Genomic DNA, 20056 nt, shown 5'->3' on the forward strand with positions numbered 1-20056 from the left:
TAACAGATGAATTAGATGTTGTTAAGCATTAAAATGTTTATCACAAAAACAAATCAGAACTTAAATATCGATCTCCACGATCGCATATAATTGCCACAAGAACTCCATTATCTATAGTTTCTGCTAGTTTTAAGGCTGCAGTAACAGATCCTCCGCTACTCATACCAGAAAACACACCTTCTTCTTTTGCCAACCTTTTTGCCATTTCTGTAGCCTCTTCCTGACTAACTTCTATAACTTGATCTACTTTTGAAGGGTTAAATATTTTAGGAAGGTATTCTTTTGGCCATTTTCGTATTCCTGGTATTCTAGATTCATCAGTTGGTTGTACACCTACAATTTGAACGTTTTTAGACTGTTCTTTCAAATAAGTAGAAGTTCCCATAATAGTTCCGGTAGTTCCCATAGAGGAAACAAAATGAGTAATCTTCCCACCTGTATCTCGCCAAATCTCTGGACCTGTAGTTTTATAATGTGCCTTCCAGTTATCGTCATTAGCAAACTGATTAAGCATAACATATCCATCGTTTATTACTTTTGCTTCGGCATAATCACGAGCTCCTTCAATACCAACATCTGCAGGAGTTAATGTTACTTCTGCTCCATATGCTCGCATAGTTTGAACACGTTCTTTAGTAGAGTTTTCCGGCATTACTAACTCGATGTTTAGTTTAAAAACACCAGCAATCATTGCTAATGCAATACCTGTGTTTCCACTAGTAGCTTCAATCAACTTACTATTTTGATCGATATCTCCACGGTCTAATGCGGATTTGATCATGTTATATGCTGCGCGATCCTTTACACTCCCGCCAGGGTTATGTCCTTCTAGTTTAAGGTATAATATAATATCGGGATTGTCAATTAGGGAAGTAGCCTTTATCAAAGGCGTATTTCCAATAAGGTCTAGAATGCTATGAGACATTAAATTACTTTTTTAATCTTTATTTCTGAAGTATTTGATATAATCGAATTTTCCGGCACAGAAGAAGTAATCCAAGCGTTACCTCCAATAGTACTATTAGCGCCAATAATAGTAGTGCCACCTAAGATAGTTGCATTTGCATAAATGGTAACATTATCTTCTACAGTTGGATGTCTTTTTACATTGCGAAGCTTTCTATCTACATATAAACCACCAAGAGTTACTCCTTGATATATCTTTACATTGTTTTTAATAATTGCAGTTTCTCCAATGACAATTCCTGTAGCGTGATCAATAAAAAATGATTCACCAATCTCTGCACCAGGATTGATATCAGTTCCTGTTAATCTATGGGAATACTCTGTCATAAGTCTAGGGATAAGAGGCAATCCAAATTTTAATAGTTCATGACTTAATCTATAGATCGCAATGGCATAAAATCCAGGGTATGCGAGATAAACCTCTTCAATAGAATTAGCTGCAGGATCACTTTTCATAAAAGAATCTGCATCTTTATTCAGTTTTTGTAAAATTTCTGGTAGTTTTTCTAAATAAGAGTGCCATATTTTACTACAAGGTCTTTCCACTTCCCAACAGGCAAGATCCACTAACTCTTCAAAGGTTTGTTCGAGTAGATCAATATTTTTCTCCACTTCTGTGTCAGAATCAAATAAAGTGTAGAAAAGAAGGTTAGTGAAATACTCAGTTCTCTCTTTAAGTTTTAGCTTTAGATTAGGGTTCTTTTTCTGTTTTTCAATCTTAGCTATAATTTGTTCTCTTTCTTTAGTCATTGTGCCTATTTTGAAAAGTCTAGTAAATATATAGAATAAAGAAATAGAGAAGTCTTATTTAAATACAAATACTTACATTTTTACAATAATAATAACAAAGAATGGTCAGAATTCATAGTAATACATAAAATTTGGTTAAAAAGATAAGACGGTTTGGTATTCTTTAAAGATGAATTACCTTTATAAGGATTTACAAAAAACTAGATCTACAGTTATTGTTTTTTGTCGATATAGCTCGTAATAAAGTGCATACAAGAAAGAATCTTAATTTATCAAACAACAATAACACAAATTATGAAAAAACTCAAAAAGGAAGATATTAAGCAGGAGGTATTCAATTTATATGATGAGTATGCACATAGTAAGATTCAGAGAAGAGAGTTTATTGAAAAGTTGGGTGTTTATGCTGTAGGAGGAATTACAATTCCTTCTTTAATGAGTTTTTTAATGCCTAATTATAAGGATAATTTGATAGTTGATAAAAATGATGTTCAATTGGATTCTAGTTATATTACGTATAACTCGGAAAAAGGCGGAGGAGAAATAAAAGCGTTATTGTCTAAACCTAAGGATATAAAACAAAAATTAGGTGGAATTGTAGTAGTGCACGAAAACAGAGGGTTAAATCCTTACATAGAAGACACCGCAAGGAGAGCAGCGCTAGATGGTTTTATTACTATTGCACCTGATGCGTTATCTCCATTAGGAGGATATCCTGGTAATGATGATGAAGGAAGAACATTACAAAGAAAACGAGATCGAAGTGAAATGCTAGAAGACTTTACAGCGGCATATCAATACCTAAAACAACATCAAGAATGCAATGGCAAAATTGGAGTGGTAGGATTTTGTTTTGGAGGATGGGTTTCTAATATGATGGCGGTAAAAATAGCAGATTTAGCTGCTGCGGTTCCTTTTTATGGAAGTCAGCCCAAAGAAGATGTTGATAAAATAAAATCTCCGTTAATGTTACAATTTGCAGGCCTAGACAAACGTGTCAATGAAGGTTGGCCCGAATATGAAAAAGCTCTTAAAAAAGAAAACAAAGAGTATCAGGCCTTTACGTATCCAGAAGTAAATCATGGTTTTCATAATACAAGTACGCCAAGATATGACAAAGAAGCTGCAGAGTTGGCTTGGAGTCGCACGATACAATTTTTTAAAGAAAAGTTAGTATAGTATTCGGTTCAATAAATTAAAGATATAATAATTAAATCAAAACATATGCAGGTTAGAATTCCTGAATTGGCATTCGAGTTTTTAAAAGATCTAAAAAAAAACAATCACAGGGATTGGATGCAAGAACATAAAAAACGGTATCAATCTAACGAGAAGGAACTAAAAGCGTTCTATGCTTCAGTGATGGAAAAGTTAAATGAAGAAGATGAGATAGAGAAGACCAAAGTGTTTAGAATTAATAGAGACGTTCGTTTTAGTAAAGATAAAACTCCCTATAATGTTCACCGAAGCGTTAGTTTTAGTAGAGCAGGAGCACATCGTAGAGGAGGATATTATTTGAGGTTAGAACCTGGTAATTCTCGCATGGCTGGTGGTTTTTTTAGTCCAGAACCTAAAGATTTATTGCGAATTCGAAAGGAGTTCGAAATGGATGATCAAGAAATTAGAGATATTTTGGATCATCCAGATTTCAAAAAAGCATTTGGAGGTTTTAATACAGGATATCAAGTGAAAACCGCACCCAAGGGATTTAGTAAAGATCACCCATCAATTGATTTGATTAAAAACAAATCATTTTTTGTTGAACATAAATTTACAGATAAAGAGGTGTTTGCTAATGATTTTTTAGAAAAACTGGTATATCACTATGGCTTATTAAGACCGTATTTTGATTATATGAGTGATGTGTTAACTACTGATTTAAATGGGGTGTCTTTAATTGATTAGTGATGTAATTTTAATTAGGTTTAAACGACTATCAAATTATAGTTTTAACCACATTTTAAACCCAACAAAAAATAAAATATGAAAAGAATAGCAATAAACGGATTCGGAAGGATTGGACGAGCTGCACTTAAAGTAATTATGGAAGAACCAAACTTAGAAGTGGTAGCAGTGAATGATTTAATGTCAATTGATAATGCACAATATCTTCTGAAATACGATAGTGTTTATGGTATTTATGATAAAGAAGTACGTATTCATGAAGATCATTTACATATAGATGGCAAGAAGGTATTATATTTTAATCAGAGGGATCCGGAACAACTTCCTTGGAAAGAAAATAATATTGATGTAGTAATAGAAAGTACAGGTTTCTTTACGAACAGAGAAGATGCAGAAAAGCATATTAAAGCCGGCGCTACTAATGTTGTGATTTCTGGCCCTACAAAAAGTAAAGATACACCAACAGTAGTCCATGGTGTAAATACGGAAGATGGAAAAACGGCTATATTTTCTTGTGCTAGTTGTACGACAAATAATATTAGTCCTGTTGTAGAAATCTTAGGGAGAACTATTGGAATTAAAAAAGCAATATTAAATACCATCCACGCGTATACAGCTTCGCAAACCTTGGTTGATGCACCATCAAAAAAGAACCCTAGAATGGGTAGAGCAGGAGCAGTTAATCTTACTCCAACCTCTACAGGTGCAGCAATAGCAACAACAAAAGCTTTACCTCAGTTCGAAGGAAAATTTGATGGTATAGCAGTAAGAACTCCGGTACCAGTAGGTTCTGTTAGTGATGTAACATTTATAGCTGAAAGAGATACAACTGCTGAAGAGATCAATGAAATACTCCTAAAAGAGGCCGAAACTGATAGATATCTTAAAGTGTTGGATGTAACTTATGAACCTATTGTATCTTCGGATATACAAATGAATCCATTTGCTTCTACTGTAGATGCTTCTATGACAAGAGTAGTAGATGGGGATTTAGTTAAAATTATGATCTGGTATGATAACGAATGGGGATTCACAAATCAAATGATTAGACAAATTTTAGAATTGTAATCTATTTTAGACTTTTAGATATCTAAAATCTCATGTTTTTGTTTGTATTAATTTTAACATAAACTAAATTTTCGTGTTATATTTTTGAGGATTCAGTATCAAAAACAACTAATTATAAAGAATAAATACGAAATTTTTAACGTGAGATTTTGGGTTATTGTATTTTTTTTAGGTGCAAGTCATCTAATTTTTTGTCAAAAAAATAGCATTAAAAAATCTTTTGTAGTAGGTACTACCTCAGAAAGTATAACTATTGATGGCCAATTAGATGAAGCTATTTGGACAAAATTAGAACCTGCAAAAGATTTTGCACAATATTTTCCTAATGACTCTTTGCCAGCAGCAGCTCAAACTGAGATATATATGTGCACGGATAAAAAGAACTTGTATATAGGAATTAAATGTTATGCTGCTGGAAACGATTGGGTAATTGAATCATTGCGTCGAGATTATCGAGCTGGAGGTAATGATAATATTACACTGCTATTTGATACTTTTGATGATCAAACAAATGCATTTTATTTTGGAATTAATCCTGAAGGTGTTTTAAGAGAAGGTACTATAAGTAATGGTGGAAATGTTTTTCAGGATTTTTCTACTTCTTGGGATAACAAGTGGAGAGGAAGTGCTAAAAAGTATGATGGATATTATACAGCAGAACTAGAGATACCATTTAGTACATTTAGATACCCTACACCTTCCAAAAAATGGGGTTTTACTTCTTATAGATTCGATACACAGTCTAATGAAATAAGTACGTACCCAGGAACGCCACGTAATCAGGTGGTTTTTACACTGGCGTATCCAGCAGAAATGATCTGGGAAGAAGATTTGGTCACTAAGAGCAGTGCTGTTTCTTTAATACCGTTTGTTTCAACAGGAATTAATAAGGATTATGAAGATAATGAACCAACAGATCAAATTTTTGAAGTAGGAGGAGACGCCAAAATAGCTTTGACTCCAGGTTTAAATTTGGATTTGACTGTAAACCCTGATTTTTCGCAAGTAGAAGTTGATGAACAAATAACAAACCTTGATCGTTTTGAGATCTTTTTTCCAGAGCGAAGACAATTCTTTTTAGAAAATGCAGATCTTTTCGGGCAGTTCGGTTTTTCAAATATTAATCCATTTTTTTCTAGACGTATTGGGGTGGGAGAAGATGTAGTAACTGAAGAATTGGTACAAAATAGGATTTATGGAGGTTTGCGAATAAGTGGAAAGTTGGATCCTAAAACTCGAGTTGGGTTGTTAAATATGCAAACTGCCTCTAGTAAGGAACAAGGAATTCCCGGAACAAATTTTGGAGTAGGTGTCATACAAAGAAAAATAGGTGTGCGTTCCAACTTGGGAATCATTGCTGTGAATAAACAAGCAGTGAATTTTGATGAAAATTTAGATACGTTGGATGTTAACCGATATAATAGAATGGTAGGTTTGGATTACAACTATTCTACTAAGAGTAATACTTGGTTTGGTAAAAGTTTTATTCACTCAACATTTTCTCCTGATACAGATATGTCCATAGCCCAAGGAACGACGGTTAATTATAACACAAGAAAGTTTGGTGCTTTATGGAAGCACGAATACGTTCATGAAGATTATAATGCGGAAGTAGGGTTTACCCCAAGAACAAATTATTTTAGAATTAGCCCAACCGCCGAACTAAGGTATTATCCACAAAATGATTTTCTGAATAATTATAATTATTCGCTAGAAGCAGATGTTTTTTGGAGACCAGAATTTGGAAAAACTGATCATTTTTTCTCAGTTGGATTGGGAGGGGAGTTGACCCAAAGATCAAATTTTGGTTTTAATCTAAATCATAATTATGTATATCTTTTTGATCCATTTGATCCTACAGGTACCGATTCAACAGAATTGGCAGCGGATCAAGATTTCTCTTGGATAAGTTTTACTGGAAACTATCGTAGTGATCGACGAAAAGTATTTAGTTGGAACCTAAGTCCATACGTCGGAGAATATTTTAATGGTTGGAGATACGGTACTAGAGGAGGCTTTAACCTGCGTTTTCAACCCAAAGGTTTTTTCTCTTTAAATTACGCAGTTAATGTTTTTGATTTACCTCACTTAGATGGTACAAGAGAAACTTATTTAATCAGCCCTAGAATAGATTATACATTTTCTAAAAGTTTATTTACGTCAGTTTTTGTTCAGTATAATTCACAAAATGATAATACTAATATTAATGCACGAATCCAATGGAGGTTTGCTCCAGTATCAGATTTAATACTCGTATATACAGATAATTATCTAACAGGAAACGTAGATGATCCAATGAATCGATTTGCTTTTGATGTAAGAACCCGTTCTATTGTACTTAAAATTACATATTGGTTAAACCTGTGAAATAGTTGATCAGATATCGTTTAGTTTTTAGTATTCTATAGGTATTCTCATAATAGTTTCTACACCATTGTTATTTTTTAGATTTCTGAATGTAAAATCGAAATTCTTATTGTAAAGGGTAAATAATCTGTCTTTTATATTTTTAATACCCATTCCCGAAGATTCAATATCTTTTATGATCTCTCCATTATTGGTAATGTTAATTAATAATTCATCATTCTTTTTTGAGATACTTAACTTGACTTTAAGGTTTTCTACAGTATAAGAATATCCGTGTTTAAAGGAGTTTTCAATAATAGGTTGAATAATCATACTTGGAATTAAGACATCTTCGATATTTTCTTCTATTTTAATATCCATTGTTAAATGATCAGAAAATCGTATTCTCATAATATCGATATATTTATTTAATAATGATATCTCTTGATGTAATGGAATTAAATTCTCATTTTTTATGATTAAAACTTCTCGTAATAAATCTCCTAAAAAAACAATCATATCCTGGGCTTTTTTTTGATCTTCTATGATTAAAGCAGAAATACTGTTAAGGGTGTTAAAAAGAAAATGAGGGTTTAGTTGAGATTTTAACGCCTCCATTTTAACATTAATAAGCTGTTCTGATAATTGCGCTTTTTGCACCTCCATTTTACTGGTTCTATTAATGTAATAATAAGAATAGATGATACTTACGAAACCTACATACCCTAGAAAATCGCGACCTGAAGAATACACTAGCTCAGATATGATTTCGCTTTTAGATAGGGAAATACTACTATCTTCGGTAATTATTAAGTAAATGACTCCTGATAAAGTAACGAGTAATCCATAAATCCATGATAACACGAAGTGGATGGGAATGATATATACCCACTTATAGTTTCGATTAATCATAATTTTTGTAACTATAAGAATAATGAAAACAATAGGAGTAATGATAATTGTTGTAGGGATTATTTGTTGAATGATTATGCGAAACCATTCGGTGTTTTCAATAGCCCTATCTTCAAGATAATTTAAAAAAAATTCTTGTAGTATCGTCACTGTTTTGTACCCACTGACATACCCCATAAGGATTAAGAATAGTTTTTTATCTATTAATTTTCTCAATTACACTCCCATTTTGGTTAAAAACGTTTTCTTGTAACTCTTACTAATCCTAAATTGATTACTGTCTTTCATTTTTACATGAATTGCTCCATAGCCCGAGTTTATAAGTTCCTTTATGAAATCAATATTAATAATTGTGGATCGATGGATTCTTATAAAATGATCAGGATTTAACATATCAAGTAGGTTTTGCAGAGATTCTCTAAGGAGATACTTTTTGTTTTCGGTATATATTTCTGCATAGTAGTTAGAAGCAGTTATATATATAATTTCATTTAGAGGGATAAATATAGTTCTGTTTCTTAATGGGATAGGAAGTTTTTTGATAGGGTTTTTATCCGCAACACGAACATGATTCATTAGGTTGTTTACCTTTTTTTGGAACAGAGAAGTATCTTTTTTATGAAAAGCTTCAATTGCTTTATTGACAGATATATAAAACCGACTTTCATTAAAAGGTTTTAATAAATAATCAAAAGCAAAAAAATTAAATGCTTTTAATGCATAAGCGTCAAAAGCCGTTACAAATATTATCATAGGAGCTTTTACCGAAATTCTCTCTAGAATATCAAAGCCGGTCATGTCTTTTAGTTTTATATCTAAAAAAATAAGATTGGGTTTTAATGTGTCGATCATTAAAATAGCTTCCTTTCCAGTTTTACAGATACCAATGACATTAATCATGGGCTCCGTTCTAAGTAAGTTATTAATTAAGTTCCTTGCTAAAGGTTCATCATCAATAATTAATGCTGAAATTTTCATGTCCCCGATATATCTACATTTTTATTATGCGTTTATGGAACAATTTAGACAAAAAATGTATGTCAATCATTTATTAATTGCATTCACATCAAAATATGATGTATTCACTTCAAAAAAAAGGTGATCTACTTCAAACTGTTATAGAGATATTATAAAAACAAATAATTTTAAATTGAAATAACGAAAACACATCATCTATTTATTATTTAATTTAAAAGAACAAAAAAATGAGAAAACTTTATATTTTAATACTAGTTATAGTATCATCGGTAGCCTATTGTCAAGAGGTAACTACAGTTTTAGATTCTCCGGATGCGGTTGTAGATGATGCTTTGGTTTTAGATTTTAGAGGTAATTTATATGGATCTAATTTTTTTGGAGATTCAGTCTACAAAATTACACGATCAGGAGAGGTAAGTGTATTTGTATCCGGATTGGCTAATCCTAATGGATTGGCTTTTGATCGTCAGGGGAATCTTTTTATAGCAGAATTTAGTGCCTCCGTTATCCACAAATATGATAAGGAAGGGAATTTGTTAAAAAGCTTTCCTGTAGATGGCATACCTTCTGGAATGATTCAGTCAAGGCTTAGAAATTCGATTATTTTTACTGATGTGCGTAATAATGGAATCAAAGAATTATTATCGGATGGAACAGTTAGGGTATTGTATACTGGAGAACCGCTTAATGCCCCAGTGGGTTTAGCTTTTGATAGAAGAGGGGTTCTATACATAGGAAACTTTAATGATCGAAAAATATATAAATTAAATACTAGAAGTGAAGAATTAGAATATATTGCTACAGTTCCTGATTCTGGAACAGATTTTCCTTTCTTAGGATTTATAACTTATGCAAATGGTTCACTTTTTGGAACCAATTATGGAGAACACAAAATTTATGAAATCAATCCTGAAAATATTGATGACGTTTCCATTTTCGCAGGAAGTGTTAACGGGGCTATGGATGGAGATATTGCCGAAGCTACCTTTTCTTATCCTGCAGGAATTATAGCGAATAGAACAGGAACTGCATTATATGTTTCTGAACTTAGTGGAGTAGGAAACATAAGAAAAATATCAAGCAAACCTTATTTTCCTAGACGTAATTTTAGTGTAGAAATACTACAAAACCCTGTTAAAGATATACTTGATCTGAAATTCGATTCAAAAAACGAAGGAAATATAAATATTCGAATTTATAGTCTTTTAAAAGGTGATTTGATTTTGGAAAATCAGCAATTTATGAAGAAAGGAGTGTTTAAAACTCAAATTAACGTAGAAAGATTTAAAAGAGGAGGATATATTTTAAAGGCAGAAAAGAACGGAAATAATAGAAGTAAAATTTTCATAAAAAAGTAAAATAAAACGAGTATTAAACTTGTTTACCTGGTGTGTAATGTATTTGATGTATTAGTTCGTTGTAATTATCAATAAAACAACATTCAAATCATAATATGTAGGCTTATAAAATTAAAATAGGAATATGTCAAAACATAAGACATATTCCTATTTTTAATTTCAATGTTCTAAATCTGACTCAATCCGCCATCAACTTCTAGTTCAATTCCATTAATGTAAGAAGCATCGTCAGAAGCTAAAAACAAGGCTGATTTCGCAATTTCCTCTGAAGTCCCAAAACGACCTAAAGGTACTTGTTGTGCAAATCCTTTTCCCATTTCTTCTACAACGTCTTCAGGTAATCCCATTTTACCATAGATTGGCGTATCTATAGGTCCTGGTGCAATAGCATTCACACGTATTCCTCTGGTTTTTACTTCAGATGTAAGCACTCTTTGGTAGGCTCTTAACGCTCCTTTAGAAGCAGAATAGATTCCCAAACCATCAAAACCTTTCTGATGCACAATAGAATTGGTAAAAAGAATCGTTCCACCATCATTAATATGAGGTAGAGCTTCTTTGGTTGCGATAATAGGACCTTTTACATTGATGTCAAAGATGCTATTATAATGTTCTTCTGTAATATCTGTAGTTGGAGTTGGAGGTGCTATACCAGCATTTAAAAATAGAATGTCAATTTTTCCATATTTGTTGGTTGCTTCTTGGATCAATCGTTTATTATCTTCTGCAATACTAACATCAGCTTTGACGGTAATAAAATCACCTTCTAATTCCTTTGCAACTTCATCAAGAGCTTCTTGACGTCTTCCAGAAACTACAACTTTAGCTCCTTCTTGAAGATATAACTTCGCAGTGGCAAGTCCGATACCACTGTTTGCTCCTGTAATTACTGCTACTTTGTTATTTAGCTTATTCATTTTGTATGTTTTGTTTGTATTTGAAACAAACGTTTCAAATAAGATTAAAAAAAATATTAATATAGTACTGTAAGTACTGTTTTGATTAAATTTCTAAGTTCATTTTCATTTGTGTTTAGGATCCCAGTCATTCTTAAACCTTGGATAGATGAATATAAATACAATGCATATTGTCCAGCGGTTTGTTTCTCATTGAAAACTTTTTCCATTTGACCGTTATGTACAACATCTTCTAAAAGAGCAATCATTTGCTCTTGGTTTTGAACCATAAATGAATTAATCAATGGCTCCTGATTTGACATTTCTGATTTGCAATTCACTATTAAACAACCTTTACGATCTTCATCTTTGATAATATCATTTAGGTACCATTCAAAAATGGACTGCAATGTATCCGAAGCATTATGTGTTTTTACAATTTCTGTTCCCATTTTCTTATTACCTGCATTTTGATAAAAAGAAAGGACTTGCATAAAAATTCCCAGTTTGCTACCAAACGAATTGTATATACTTGATCTATTCAAATGTGTTACATCTACCAAATCTTGCATAGAAGTTCCATTATATCCTTTTTTATGGAATATTTCGGTTGCTTTTTGCAGCACATCAATTCTATCGAAAGTTTCTACTTTTGGCATATCTTATTGAAATGATCGTTTCAAAATTAAATATTTGTATATAATTCTAATGTTATAAAAATACTAAAGTTTTTAAATAATTATAAAATAAGCTTCATCATGTTGTCGATTTGTTCATCAGAACCTAACATAAATATATGATTATCAAATATTTTGAAACCATTTCTTTTGTAGAACTCAATAGCTTTTAAATTTTTATCCCAAACACCTAGCCATATGAAATCTACTTTTTTTTCCTTCGCTATTTTAATAGCTTTATTAATAAGTTGCTGTCCAAAACCAGCTCCTTGATAATGGTATGTTATATAGATACGCTCAATTTCCATAGACTTTCCCTTTACTTTTTCAGTTTGTGCTTCTTCAAAGTTTAATTTGAAATAACCAGCAATCTCATTTTTTTGTATTGCAAAGAAGAATTTGGATTGAGTATTTAGAATTTCATTGGTGATTTTTGGTAAAGTAAATTTTTGATTTAAATAATAATGAATGTTCTCTTCAGTATTATGTGGAGGGCCAAAGGCATCATAAAATGTTTGACGACCAATCTCTAGAAGTTTGTGCTTATCTTTAAGAAGAACTTTAACAATATTTATTTTTTGAGATGGCATGTTAACTTGTTAAGAATGAATAAGTTTCATCAATTTTAACTATATATTAACTTGGATACATTGTTTTAAATTTGAACTTAAAGAATTTAAGTAATAATTAATGATTTTTAAAATACTTCTACGCTTATTTTTTTTTATTGGTTATTGTGGATTTATATCCGCTCAAGTTCGATTATCATCAAAGACAGAGGAAAAATTGATAAAAGAACTTAACTCTAATGCTCATAAACCGGCATACCAGCAAATTTACTTACAAACGGACAAAGATATTTATGATTTAGGTGATGATTTATGGTTTAAAACATATCACATTGATACACACACCAGAACCCTTGATAATAGTTCTAAAATATTATATGTCCAACTGGTTAATACAGATACAGAGGAAGTTTTAGCTTCTCAAAAGCACGAAATTATTAATGGAATTTCTAAGGGGCATATTTTTATTCCTAGAAATGTAAAAGAGGGTAAGTATCATTTGATAATGCAATCTTCTCATTCTTTAAAAAAAGATGTTGATATTATTACAGGAGTAAAATCTATTGTCATAAAAAGTAGTTTATGGTCACCAATAATATCAGAGATAGATTTTGATAAAAACGTTTATAAATTAGAAGACACGGTTAATATCAAGTTTAATATTTATGATCGAAAAGGTACTCCTTTAGAAAATGTTAAGTTAACGACTAAAAGTTATACAGAAACTGAAAGTAAAAAGCATCCAAAAGTTTTCACAGATAAATTGGGTAATGCCGAATTGAAAATTATGCCAAATGGAAGTTCACAAATATCAAATATTCAAGTTTCCTTAAAACACAAAAAAGACACAAGTTTTTATACTTACAGAGTACCAACTGAAGCTCTAGAAAATACGCTTATAAAGTTTTATCCTGAAGGAGGTCATTTAGTTGGTGGTATAAAAAATAAAGTAGCATTTAAGGCAGCTAATTCATATGGATTTCCTATTGACATAGATGGTGTTTTATATGAAAATGGAAAAAGTATAATGAATATAAAAAGCACTCATAATGGGATGGGCTTTTTTTATTTGAATCCCAACCCAAATTCTACTTATCACGTTCAAGTAACTAGTACTCTAAATAATCGGAAATTTTATCTTCCGAAAATAGATAAGCAGGGTATTGTGATGAGTTATATAAATAATGATAACACGTTTATGTACTTTGATGTGCACCAAACACAAAATTTCACAAATCCTGATGTACTGTTCATTCGTGTACAAATGAGAGGAAATGTTCTTTGGATGGCTAAAGGAAGAATGAAGAATAATTTTATGAAGATAAAAGTTCCTGTCAATAAATTAAAGCAGGGTATTTTTGAAATAACAATTTTTGATGATAATCATGTTCCTTTAGTTGAAAGGCTAGTGTTTTTGGACAATAAAAATCGATTTTACATTCAACCTGTAAATGAAATTAAAGATGTTTTGAGGTCGAGGGATAAAGTAAGTACATCTTTTAAAATTGTCGACCAGAATAATAAAATTTTGAAAAACTACAGTCTTGGTTTACGTGTATTTCATAAGAGTTACGAGGATAGTACCTACAATAGAAATATTCTTTCTCATCAATATCTAGAAACTGATATAAAAGGAAGAATTTATAATCCTGGATATTATTTTGATTTAAATAATAAAAAAAGGAATAAGTATTTGGACTTATTATTGCTAACTCAAGGGTGGCGTTCGTATCAATGGAATCAATATAATCTAAGGACAACAAAAGAAATCAGATTATTACCAAAGTTAGTAGATAACATTTATGGAAAAATATATAAATTAGGTGATAACAATAGTTTAGAACGAACCAATAGTAACTTACTCGTAATAATACCAAACAATGTAATATATTTTCCTACGGATAGGAATGGTAATTTCAATCTTAATAAAGATTTACTAAAAGAAGTTCAAGGAAGAACACTTCTTTTAAAGCCGGAGAAAGGATATACTATTAAGTATGACAACCCTTTTGATAATTTAAAAGAAGTTGTAAGTAAAGATAAATTAATTAGTTTATTCGATCACGTACCATTTAGGAAGTCAAGCCCCATCTTTTTTACGGATGATTTCGGATTTAATGATGTTAATGAGTTAGAAGAAGTAAAATTAATAGGGCATAAGAAATTTATAAAAACAGATTTGGAACAGATTAAGAAAAAAAATAAAGATTATGTGTGCTTTAATAATGTATTAAATTGTAATAATCATTCAAGTGGAACCCCAGCAATACTTGGAGCTTTTTATTTAACGAATAGTGGAACTGGTTTAATCTATGGAGGGTCCAGTCTATTGCTTAATCATAAAAATAATGTTACTAAAAAGGATTTTATAATAATTGAAGGTTTTTATCCGGAGAAAACATTTTTCCAGCCCAATTACGATATAAGAAATGATTTATTCGTTCCTGATAATAGAAAAACTCTTATTTGGGATCCAAATTTAAAGTCAGATGAGAACGGAATTGTTAATATAAGTTTTAATGCCTCAGATATTAATTCAACGTATGTATTAGAGATTGAAGGGATAGATAATAAGGGATTGCTTGGATTTCATAGAACCGAATTCACCATTTATCCAATAGGAATACCGAAATAGAAATATATTATACTATTCGTTTAATCACTCTTAATTTATGAGTGTATAATCGTTTTTCTCCGTTAAAAATACCAGTATGATCTATACGATCCACGCGCACTTTACCGTGCGCATGGATAATATAGTTATCTTTCATAATAATACCTACATGAGTAATAGCACCTTCTTCATTATCAAAGAATGCCAGATCGCCAGGTTCGCTCTCTTCAATAAAACTTAACGGATCTCCTTGTGTTGCTTGTAATGAAGCATCACGTAATAGCTTGTGTCCATTTAGCTTATATACCATTTGTGTAAAACCACTACAGTCTATACCAAAGTTTGTTTTGCCTCCCCATAAGTAAGGTGCATTTAGAAACAAATATGCTGTTTCTACTAACTTTTCTTTAGATTGTATTTCTGTAATTCTATTGCCATCATATTGATGTTTAAAAAAATCCAAACCTCCTAAAGAAGATCCTAAAGCAATTGGCATTAATTGATTGTCTTCGCAACTTACAAAATCAATCAGATCAGCACTTACATCCATAGGCTTAGTATCAAATTCTTTATACTGCTCCTCTGTAATTTCTAGATATTGTTTATTATCAATCCAACCTTCATATGTATCAAATGCTAAACGTATTCGACTCCATTTTTTTCGCTTTTCTAAAACTTTAAAGTGTTCACCATACAAAACTTGTGATACCATTTCACTTGGATCATTCGGTTCAAAACGTAAAGGCACAATACTTAGATTGCAAATACCGTATAGCATAAATATTTTTAGATACTATATATTAAACATTTAATAAATTTGGAGTGCTAATGCTATTCATTTAGGTTTATACACGTTCAATTACCATAGCAGAAGCTCCACCACCTCCGTTACATATTGCTGCAGCTCCAGTTTTTGCATTGTTTTGTTCTAGTACGTTCATCAGTGTGATTAATATACGAACACCAGAACACCCTAGAGGATGCCCTAAAGATACAGCTCCTCCGTTTACATTTGTATTAGAATCATTTAATCCAAGTATTTTCATATTAGCAAGTCCAACTACAGAAAATGCCTCGTTAAACTCGAAAAAGTCTACATCTTCTAAAGATATACCTGCTTTATCAATTGCTTTTGGTAACGCTTTTGCAGGTGCCGTTGTAAACCATTTAGGTTCCTGTGCTGCATCCGCATAACTTTTAATTTTAACTAAAGGTTGTAATCCTAATTCAGCAGCTTTATCAGCACTCATAACTACAACAGCTCCAGCACCATCATTTATTGTAGAAGCATTTGCTGCTGTTACCGTTCCATCTTTAGTAAAGGCTGGACGTAATGCAGGAATCTTCTCCATTTTTACATTTCTATACTCTTCATCCTCCGTAACCATAACGGGTTCTCCACGACGTTGCGGAACAGGAACAGGGACTACTTCATTTGTAAATTTACCTTCTGACCAAGCTTTAGCAGAACGCTCATAGGATTGTATAGCAAAAGCATCTTGATCTTCTCTACTGAAATCGTGTTCTGTAGCACATAAATCGGCACAAACTCCCATGGCATTTTGATCGTATACATCAACCAAACCATCTCTTTGCATTCCATCTTCTAATGTTTGCGAACCAAACTTATGACCAGATCTTAATCTAACATAGTGCGGAATTAAGCTCATGTTTTCCATTCCTCCAGCTACTACGACATCAGCATCTCCTAAAGCAATAGCCTGTGCAGCATGCATAACAGCTTTCATTCCACTAGCACATACTTTATTTACAGTTGTACAAGGAACAGTATCACTTATTCCAGCACCTAGAGCAGCTTGTCTGGCCGGAGCTTGACCATTTCCTGCCTGTACTACATTTCCCATAAATACTTCTTGAACTAATGAAGGATCTAAGTTTATTTTATCCAATGCACCTTTAATTGCGATTGATCCCAATTGAGTAGCAGGAACAGTAGATAAACTACCTAAAAAACTACCTATCGGTGTACGTGCTGCTGATACTATTACAACGTCTTTGCTCATTATACTATATTTAATATGTGTGTTTGTTATTCTGCGAATTTAAGGATTTTTAGAGGATAAACATAGCTAAGTTTTTGATTGGATTCTTGATTGTTAAATAGTATTGGAGCAGTATTTTTTAGACTTCTTTATACTGACTTATTTTTTAGTACTTTTGAGTCATATATACGAATATCCTTGTGAAGAATTTTTTAAATAATTTTTATAAAAATCAATCCTTTTTATATAAGGTTTTTCTTTTTGTAATAACGTTAATACTAATTGTTTATTTATTTCCTAAAGGAGGTGTTTTTAAGTATGAGTTTACTAAGGGGAAACCTTGGCAATATGAAAATTTATATGCTCCTTTTGATTTTGCAATAGCAAAGACTGAAGATGAAATTATTGCTGAGAAGAACAGGATTGAGAATAACATTATCCCTTATTTTGAATATGATACGATTGTATCTAATATAGCAAAAGATGCTTATGAAGCTGCTTTTAAAAGTAATTTAGAAATATTAGATCAAAGTAATTCGGGTAAACAAGCAAAGCTTTTTGGTAGAATTATTCTTAATGATATTTATAGGTATGGGGTTCTTCAGGAATCATACTCCTATGAGAGTAAAAGACAAATATTTCTTAATAAAGGTAATAAAGCAGAGGCTATAACTTTTGGACAAATATTAACCCCTAACTCTGTTACTACACTTATTAATTCTAGAATAGATAAGAGTGAGTACACCAAATTTAAAAGTGGTTTTGTCGCATTGTTTTATGATTTAATAAAGCCCAATGTTGCCCTTAATCAAAAATTGACTGAGAGTACATTAGAAAATGAATTATCTCAGGTACTTACTACTAGAGGTAGTGTTACTAAAGGTAGTAGAATAATAGCTAAAGGAGAAGTTGTAGAGGGAAATCGATTACAAATATTAACATCATTAAAAGCTGAATATGAATCTCAGGTTTGGAGTGATAAGAACTTTTACTGGATCGTATTTGGTTATGGTATTTTAGTTTCCTTAGCACTTTTAATGTTGTTACTTTTTATTAGAAAATATCGTAGGGATATTTATGATAATAATACTCAGGTAACTTTTATCGCATTTAATGTTTTATTAATGGTGTTGATCACCACATTGGTGGTAAAGTATAAATCGGATTATATCTATATAGTACCATTATGTATTTTGCCGCTGATTTTAAAGGCTTTCTTTGATTCTAGACTTGGTTTGTTTACACACGTGGTTACCGTGTTGATTTTAGGTTTTGTAGTGCCTAATAGTTATGAATATACCTTCTTACAAATTATTGCCGGTATTGTTACTATTCTAACTATTTCCGAATCTTATAAAAGAGCGAATCTATTTATTACAGTAGGACAAATCACGGTTATTTATATAATTGCTTATATCGCCTTTCATATAATTCATGAAGGTAGTATAAGTGATATTGATTGGACAACTATAGGCTTGTTTATTATAAGTGGTTTTGCAACGTTAATTGTACATCCATTAATTTATGCTTATGAGAAAATGTTTGGTTTAATATCTGATGTTTCTCTTTTAGAGTTGAGTGATACCAATTCTTCTTTGTTAAAAGAGTTATCAGATAAGGCACCAGGTACATTTCACCATTCTCTTAATGTAGCTAATATAGCAGAAGCTGCTGCTAGCGAAATAGGCGCAAATGTAATGTTGGTTAGAGTAGGAGCTTTATATCATGATATTGGTAAAATGGCCAATCCTACTTATTTTACGGAAAATCAAACGGCATCAGGTAATGCACATGATGTATTATCTCCTAAAGAGAGTGCTAAAATTATTATAAATCATGTAATTCGGGGAATTGAGATTGCAAAGAAAAATAAACTTCCTGATAGAGTTATTGATTTTATAAGAACACATCACGGAACAAGCACTGTGTATTACTTTTATATGAAAGCCAAGGAAATTAATGAAAATGTAAATATAGAAGATTTTCAGTACCCAGGACCTAAACCTTTTTCTAAGGAAACGGCTATATTGATGATGAGTGATAGTGTAGAAGCTGCCTCAAAAAGTTTAAAAAACCCTACTAGTAGTTTAATAGATTCTTTCGTAGAAAAGATTGTCAATAAACAAATGGAGGATGGTCAATTTCTTAATGCAAATATTACTTTTAAGGAGATACAACAAGTGAAAAAAGTATTCAAACGTAAGCTCACAAATATTTATCATCTTCGAATTGAATACCCAGAGTAACTTCTTTTAGATTGGTATGTTATTTGATAAGATAGTCAATAACATAAACCATCTTAAAATTTTACTATGAAAACTTTAAAATCTATATTCTTTCTAATATGTCTAATATTAGTTTCTAAATCATATAGTCAAGTAAGAATTGGAGGAGAAGCTTCAATCGATATAAGTATAAATATTCCAATTCCAGACGTTGCTATAGAGCGAAGAAATGATTCGAGAGTTGTAAAAAAGCCCTCAGCTCCTGTCATACATAACTGTAATCACTTATGTTCGCATAATGAAAATGTGAGTTATGGTGAAATTCAGAATCAGAATGGTCCGTATGGTCGTCAAATATATCAAGTAACTCAAGCTCGATTAGAATCAAATTCTCTTGGTTCCGAAAGCGTTATCTATCAATTAAATTCAGGAGATGTTTTAGAGTTAATAGTTGTAACTGCTAATATTCAAGATTTCAATTATCATAATTATGGTGAGAATTGTGATTGTTTACAACAAAATAGAATTGTGAAAGTACTATTGAATCATCAGCAAATACAATTAAGAGATGGAAGCCTATCTCTACAACCAAAAGGGAATGGTTTTCATTCTGTTATAAACTTACACACCGAATTCGAAGGTGATTTTAATGGGACAGTTAATTTTTAATTAGATAATATTATGGATCTGTCTGAGAAAAATTCGAAGGATGATTTTAATAGACCTAATAAAGATTACTAGTATTTTATTCTGGTTTTACTTCCATAATTTAAAGATTGTATCTTCTTA

Annotated in this window: 17 protein-coding genes; 8 read left to right on the forward strand and 9 right to left on the reverse strand. The window is 31.5% G+C overall.

Features of this window, described 5'->3' with window-relative positions; all coding sequences use genetic code 11:
- Positions 1-40 precede the first annotated feature (40 nt).
- Both cysM and epsC read right to left on the reverse strand, forming a co-directional pair.
- Positions 41-925 carry a cysteine synthase CysM gene (cysM, locus tag BMY33_RS02245; RefSeq protein ID WP_091404941.1) on the reverse strand — a complete coding sequence of 295 codons (885 nt, stop codon included), beginning with the start codon at positions 923-925 and terminating at the stop codon, positions 41-43.
- Positions 925-1716, reverse strand: a complete 792-nt coding sequence (gene epsC, locus BMY33_RS02250) for a serine O-acetyltransferase EpsC (protein ID WP_091404943.1) — start codon at positions 1714-1716, stop codon at positions 925-927. The genes cysM and epsC overlap by 1 nt, the downstream gene beginning before the upstream one ends.
- 294 nt (positions 1717-2010) lie before the next feature.
- On the opposite strand from epsC, the gene BMY33_RS02255 reads away from it, so the two are divergent.
- The 4 genes from BMY33_RS02255 to BMY33_RS02270 all read left to right on the forward strand — a co-directional run bounded on the left by BMY33_RS02255 (position 2011) and on the right by BMY33_RS02270 (position 7056).
- Positions 2011-2895, forward strand: coding sequence for a dienelactone hydrolase family protein (locus BMY33_RS02255; protein ID WP_091404946.1), 885 nt, complete (start codon positions 2011-2013; stop codon positions 2893-2895).
- A 45-nt stretch (positions 2896-2940) separates the two neighbouring features.
- Complete coding sequence (locus BMY33_RS02260; protein WP_091404948.1) at positions 2941-3621, forward strand: DUF2461 domain-containing protein; 681 nt, start codon at positions 2941-2943, stop codon at positions 3619-3621.
- Between the two features lie 78 nt (positions 3622-3699).
- Entirely contained in the window at positions 3700-4689 is a 990-nt protein-coding gene (gene gap / locus BMY33_RS02265) for a type I glyceraldehyde-3-phosphate dehydrogenase (RefSeq protein WP_091404950.1), read from the forward strand.
- Positions 4690-4830: 141 nt separating this feature from the next.
- Positions 4831-7056: a DUF5916 domain-containing protein gene (locus tag BMY33_RS02270; RefSeq protein WP_211482369.1), complete on the forward strand. Its 2226-nt coding sequence runs from the start codon at positions 4831-4833 to the stop codon at positions 7054-7056.
- A gap of 27 nt (positions 7057-7083) precedes the next feature.
- Here the strand turns inward: BMY33_RS02270 and BMY33_RS02275 are convergent, their stop codons facing one another.
- Positions 7084-8163, reverse strand: a complete 1080-nt coding sequence (locus BMY33_RS02275; protein ID WP_139195571.1) for a sensor histidine kinase — start codon at positions 8161-8163, stop codon at positions 7084-7086.
- Complete coding sequence (locus tag BMY33_RS02280) at positions 8164-8925, reverse strand: LytR/AlgR family response regulator transcription factor (RefSeq protein ID WP_091404957.1); 762 nt, start codon at positions 8923-8925, stop codon at positions 8164-8166.
- 227 nt (positions 8926-9152) lie between these two features.
- On the opposite strand from BMY33_RS02280, the gene BMY33_RS02285 reads away from it, so the two are divergent.
- Positions 9153-10283: a T9SS type A sorting domain-containing protein gene (locus BMY33_RS02285; RefSeq protein ID WP_091404959.1), complete on the forward strand. Its 1131-nt coding sequence runs from the start codon at positions 9153-9155 to the stop codon at positions 10281-10283.
- A gap of 167 nt (positions 10284-10450) precedes the next feature.
- Here the strand turns inward: BMY33_RS02285 and BMY33_RS02290 are convergent, their stop codons facing one another.
- From BMY33_RS02290 to BMY33_RS02300, 3 genes are all read right to left on the reverse strand, one after another.
- Positions 10451-11200, reverse strand: coding sequence for an SDR family NAD(P)-dependent oxidoreductase (locus tag BMY33_RS02290; RefSeq protein WP_091404964.1), 750 nt, complete (start codon positions 11198-11200; stop codon positions 10451-10453).
- 56 nt (positions 11201-11256) lie between these two features.
- Positions 11257-11838, reverse strand: a complete 582-nt coding sequence (locus tag BMY33_RS02295) for a TetR/AcrR family transcriptional regulator (protein WP_091404970.1) — start codon at positions 11836-11838, stop codon at positions 11257-11259.
- Positions 11839-11918: 80 nt separating this feature from the next.
- A complete protein-coding gene (locus BMY33_RS02300; protein WP_091404974.1) occupies positions 11919-12446 on the reverse strand; it encodes a GNAT family N-acetyltransferase in 528 nt (175 codons plus the stop codon).
- A gap of 100 nt (positions 12447-12546) precedes the next feature.
- Between BMY33_RS02300 and BMY33_RS02305 the strand changes: the two genes are divergently transcribed.
- Positions 12547-15060, forward strand: a complete 2514-nt coding sequence (locus BMY33_RS02305) for a hypothetical protein (protein WP_091404977.1) — start codon at positions 12547-12549, stop codon at positions 15058-15060.
- Between the two features lie 7 nt (positions 15061-15067).
- Here BMY33_RS02305 and BMY33_RS02310 read toward each other — a convergent pair whose 3' ends face one another.
- Positions 15068-15817: a C40 family peptidase gene (locus BMY33_RS02310; RefSeq protein WP_091404981.1), complete on the reverse strand. Its 750-nt coding sequence runs from the start codon at positions 15815-15817 to the stop codon at positions 15068-15070.
- A gap of 67 nt (positions 15818-15884) precedes the next feature.
- A complete protein-coding gene (locus BMY33_RS02315) occupies positions 15885-17063 on the reverse strand; it encodes an acetyl-CoA C-acyltransferase (protein ID WP_091404984.1) in 1179 nt (392 codons plus the stop codon).
- Positions 17064-17242: 179 nt separating this feature from the next.
- On the opposite strand from BMY33_RS02315, the gene BMY33_RS02320 reads away from it, so the two are divergent.
- Together BMY33_RS02320 and BMY33_RS02325 are read left to right on the forward strand one after the other, a co-directional pair.
- Complete coding sequence (locus BMY33_RS02320) at positions 17243-19288, forward strand: HD family phosphohydrolase (RefSeq protein ID WP_091404987.1); 2046 nt, start codon at positions 17243-17245, stop codon at positions 19286-19288.
- Between the two features lie 66 nt (positions 19289-19354).
- Positions 19355-19936 (forward strand): hypothetical protein, encoded by a 582-nt coding sequence (locus BMY33_RS02325; protein WP_091404992.1) that lies wholly within the window; start codon positions 19355-19357, stop codon positions 19934-19936.
- The last annotated feature ends 120 nt before the right edge of the window (positions 19937-20056 follow it).

Source organism: Aquimarina amphilecti (genome assembly GCF_900109375.1).
GTDB classification, from domain to species: Bacteria; Bacteroidota; Bacteroidia; order Flavobacteriales; family Flavobacteriaceae; genus Aquimarina; species Aquimarina amphilecti.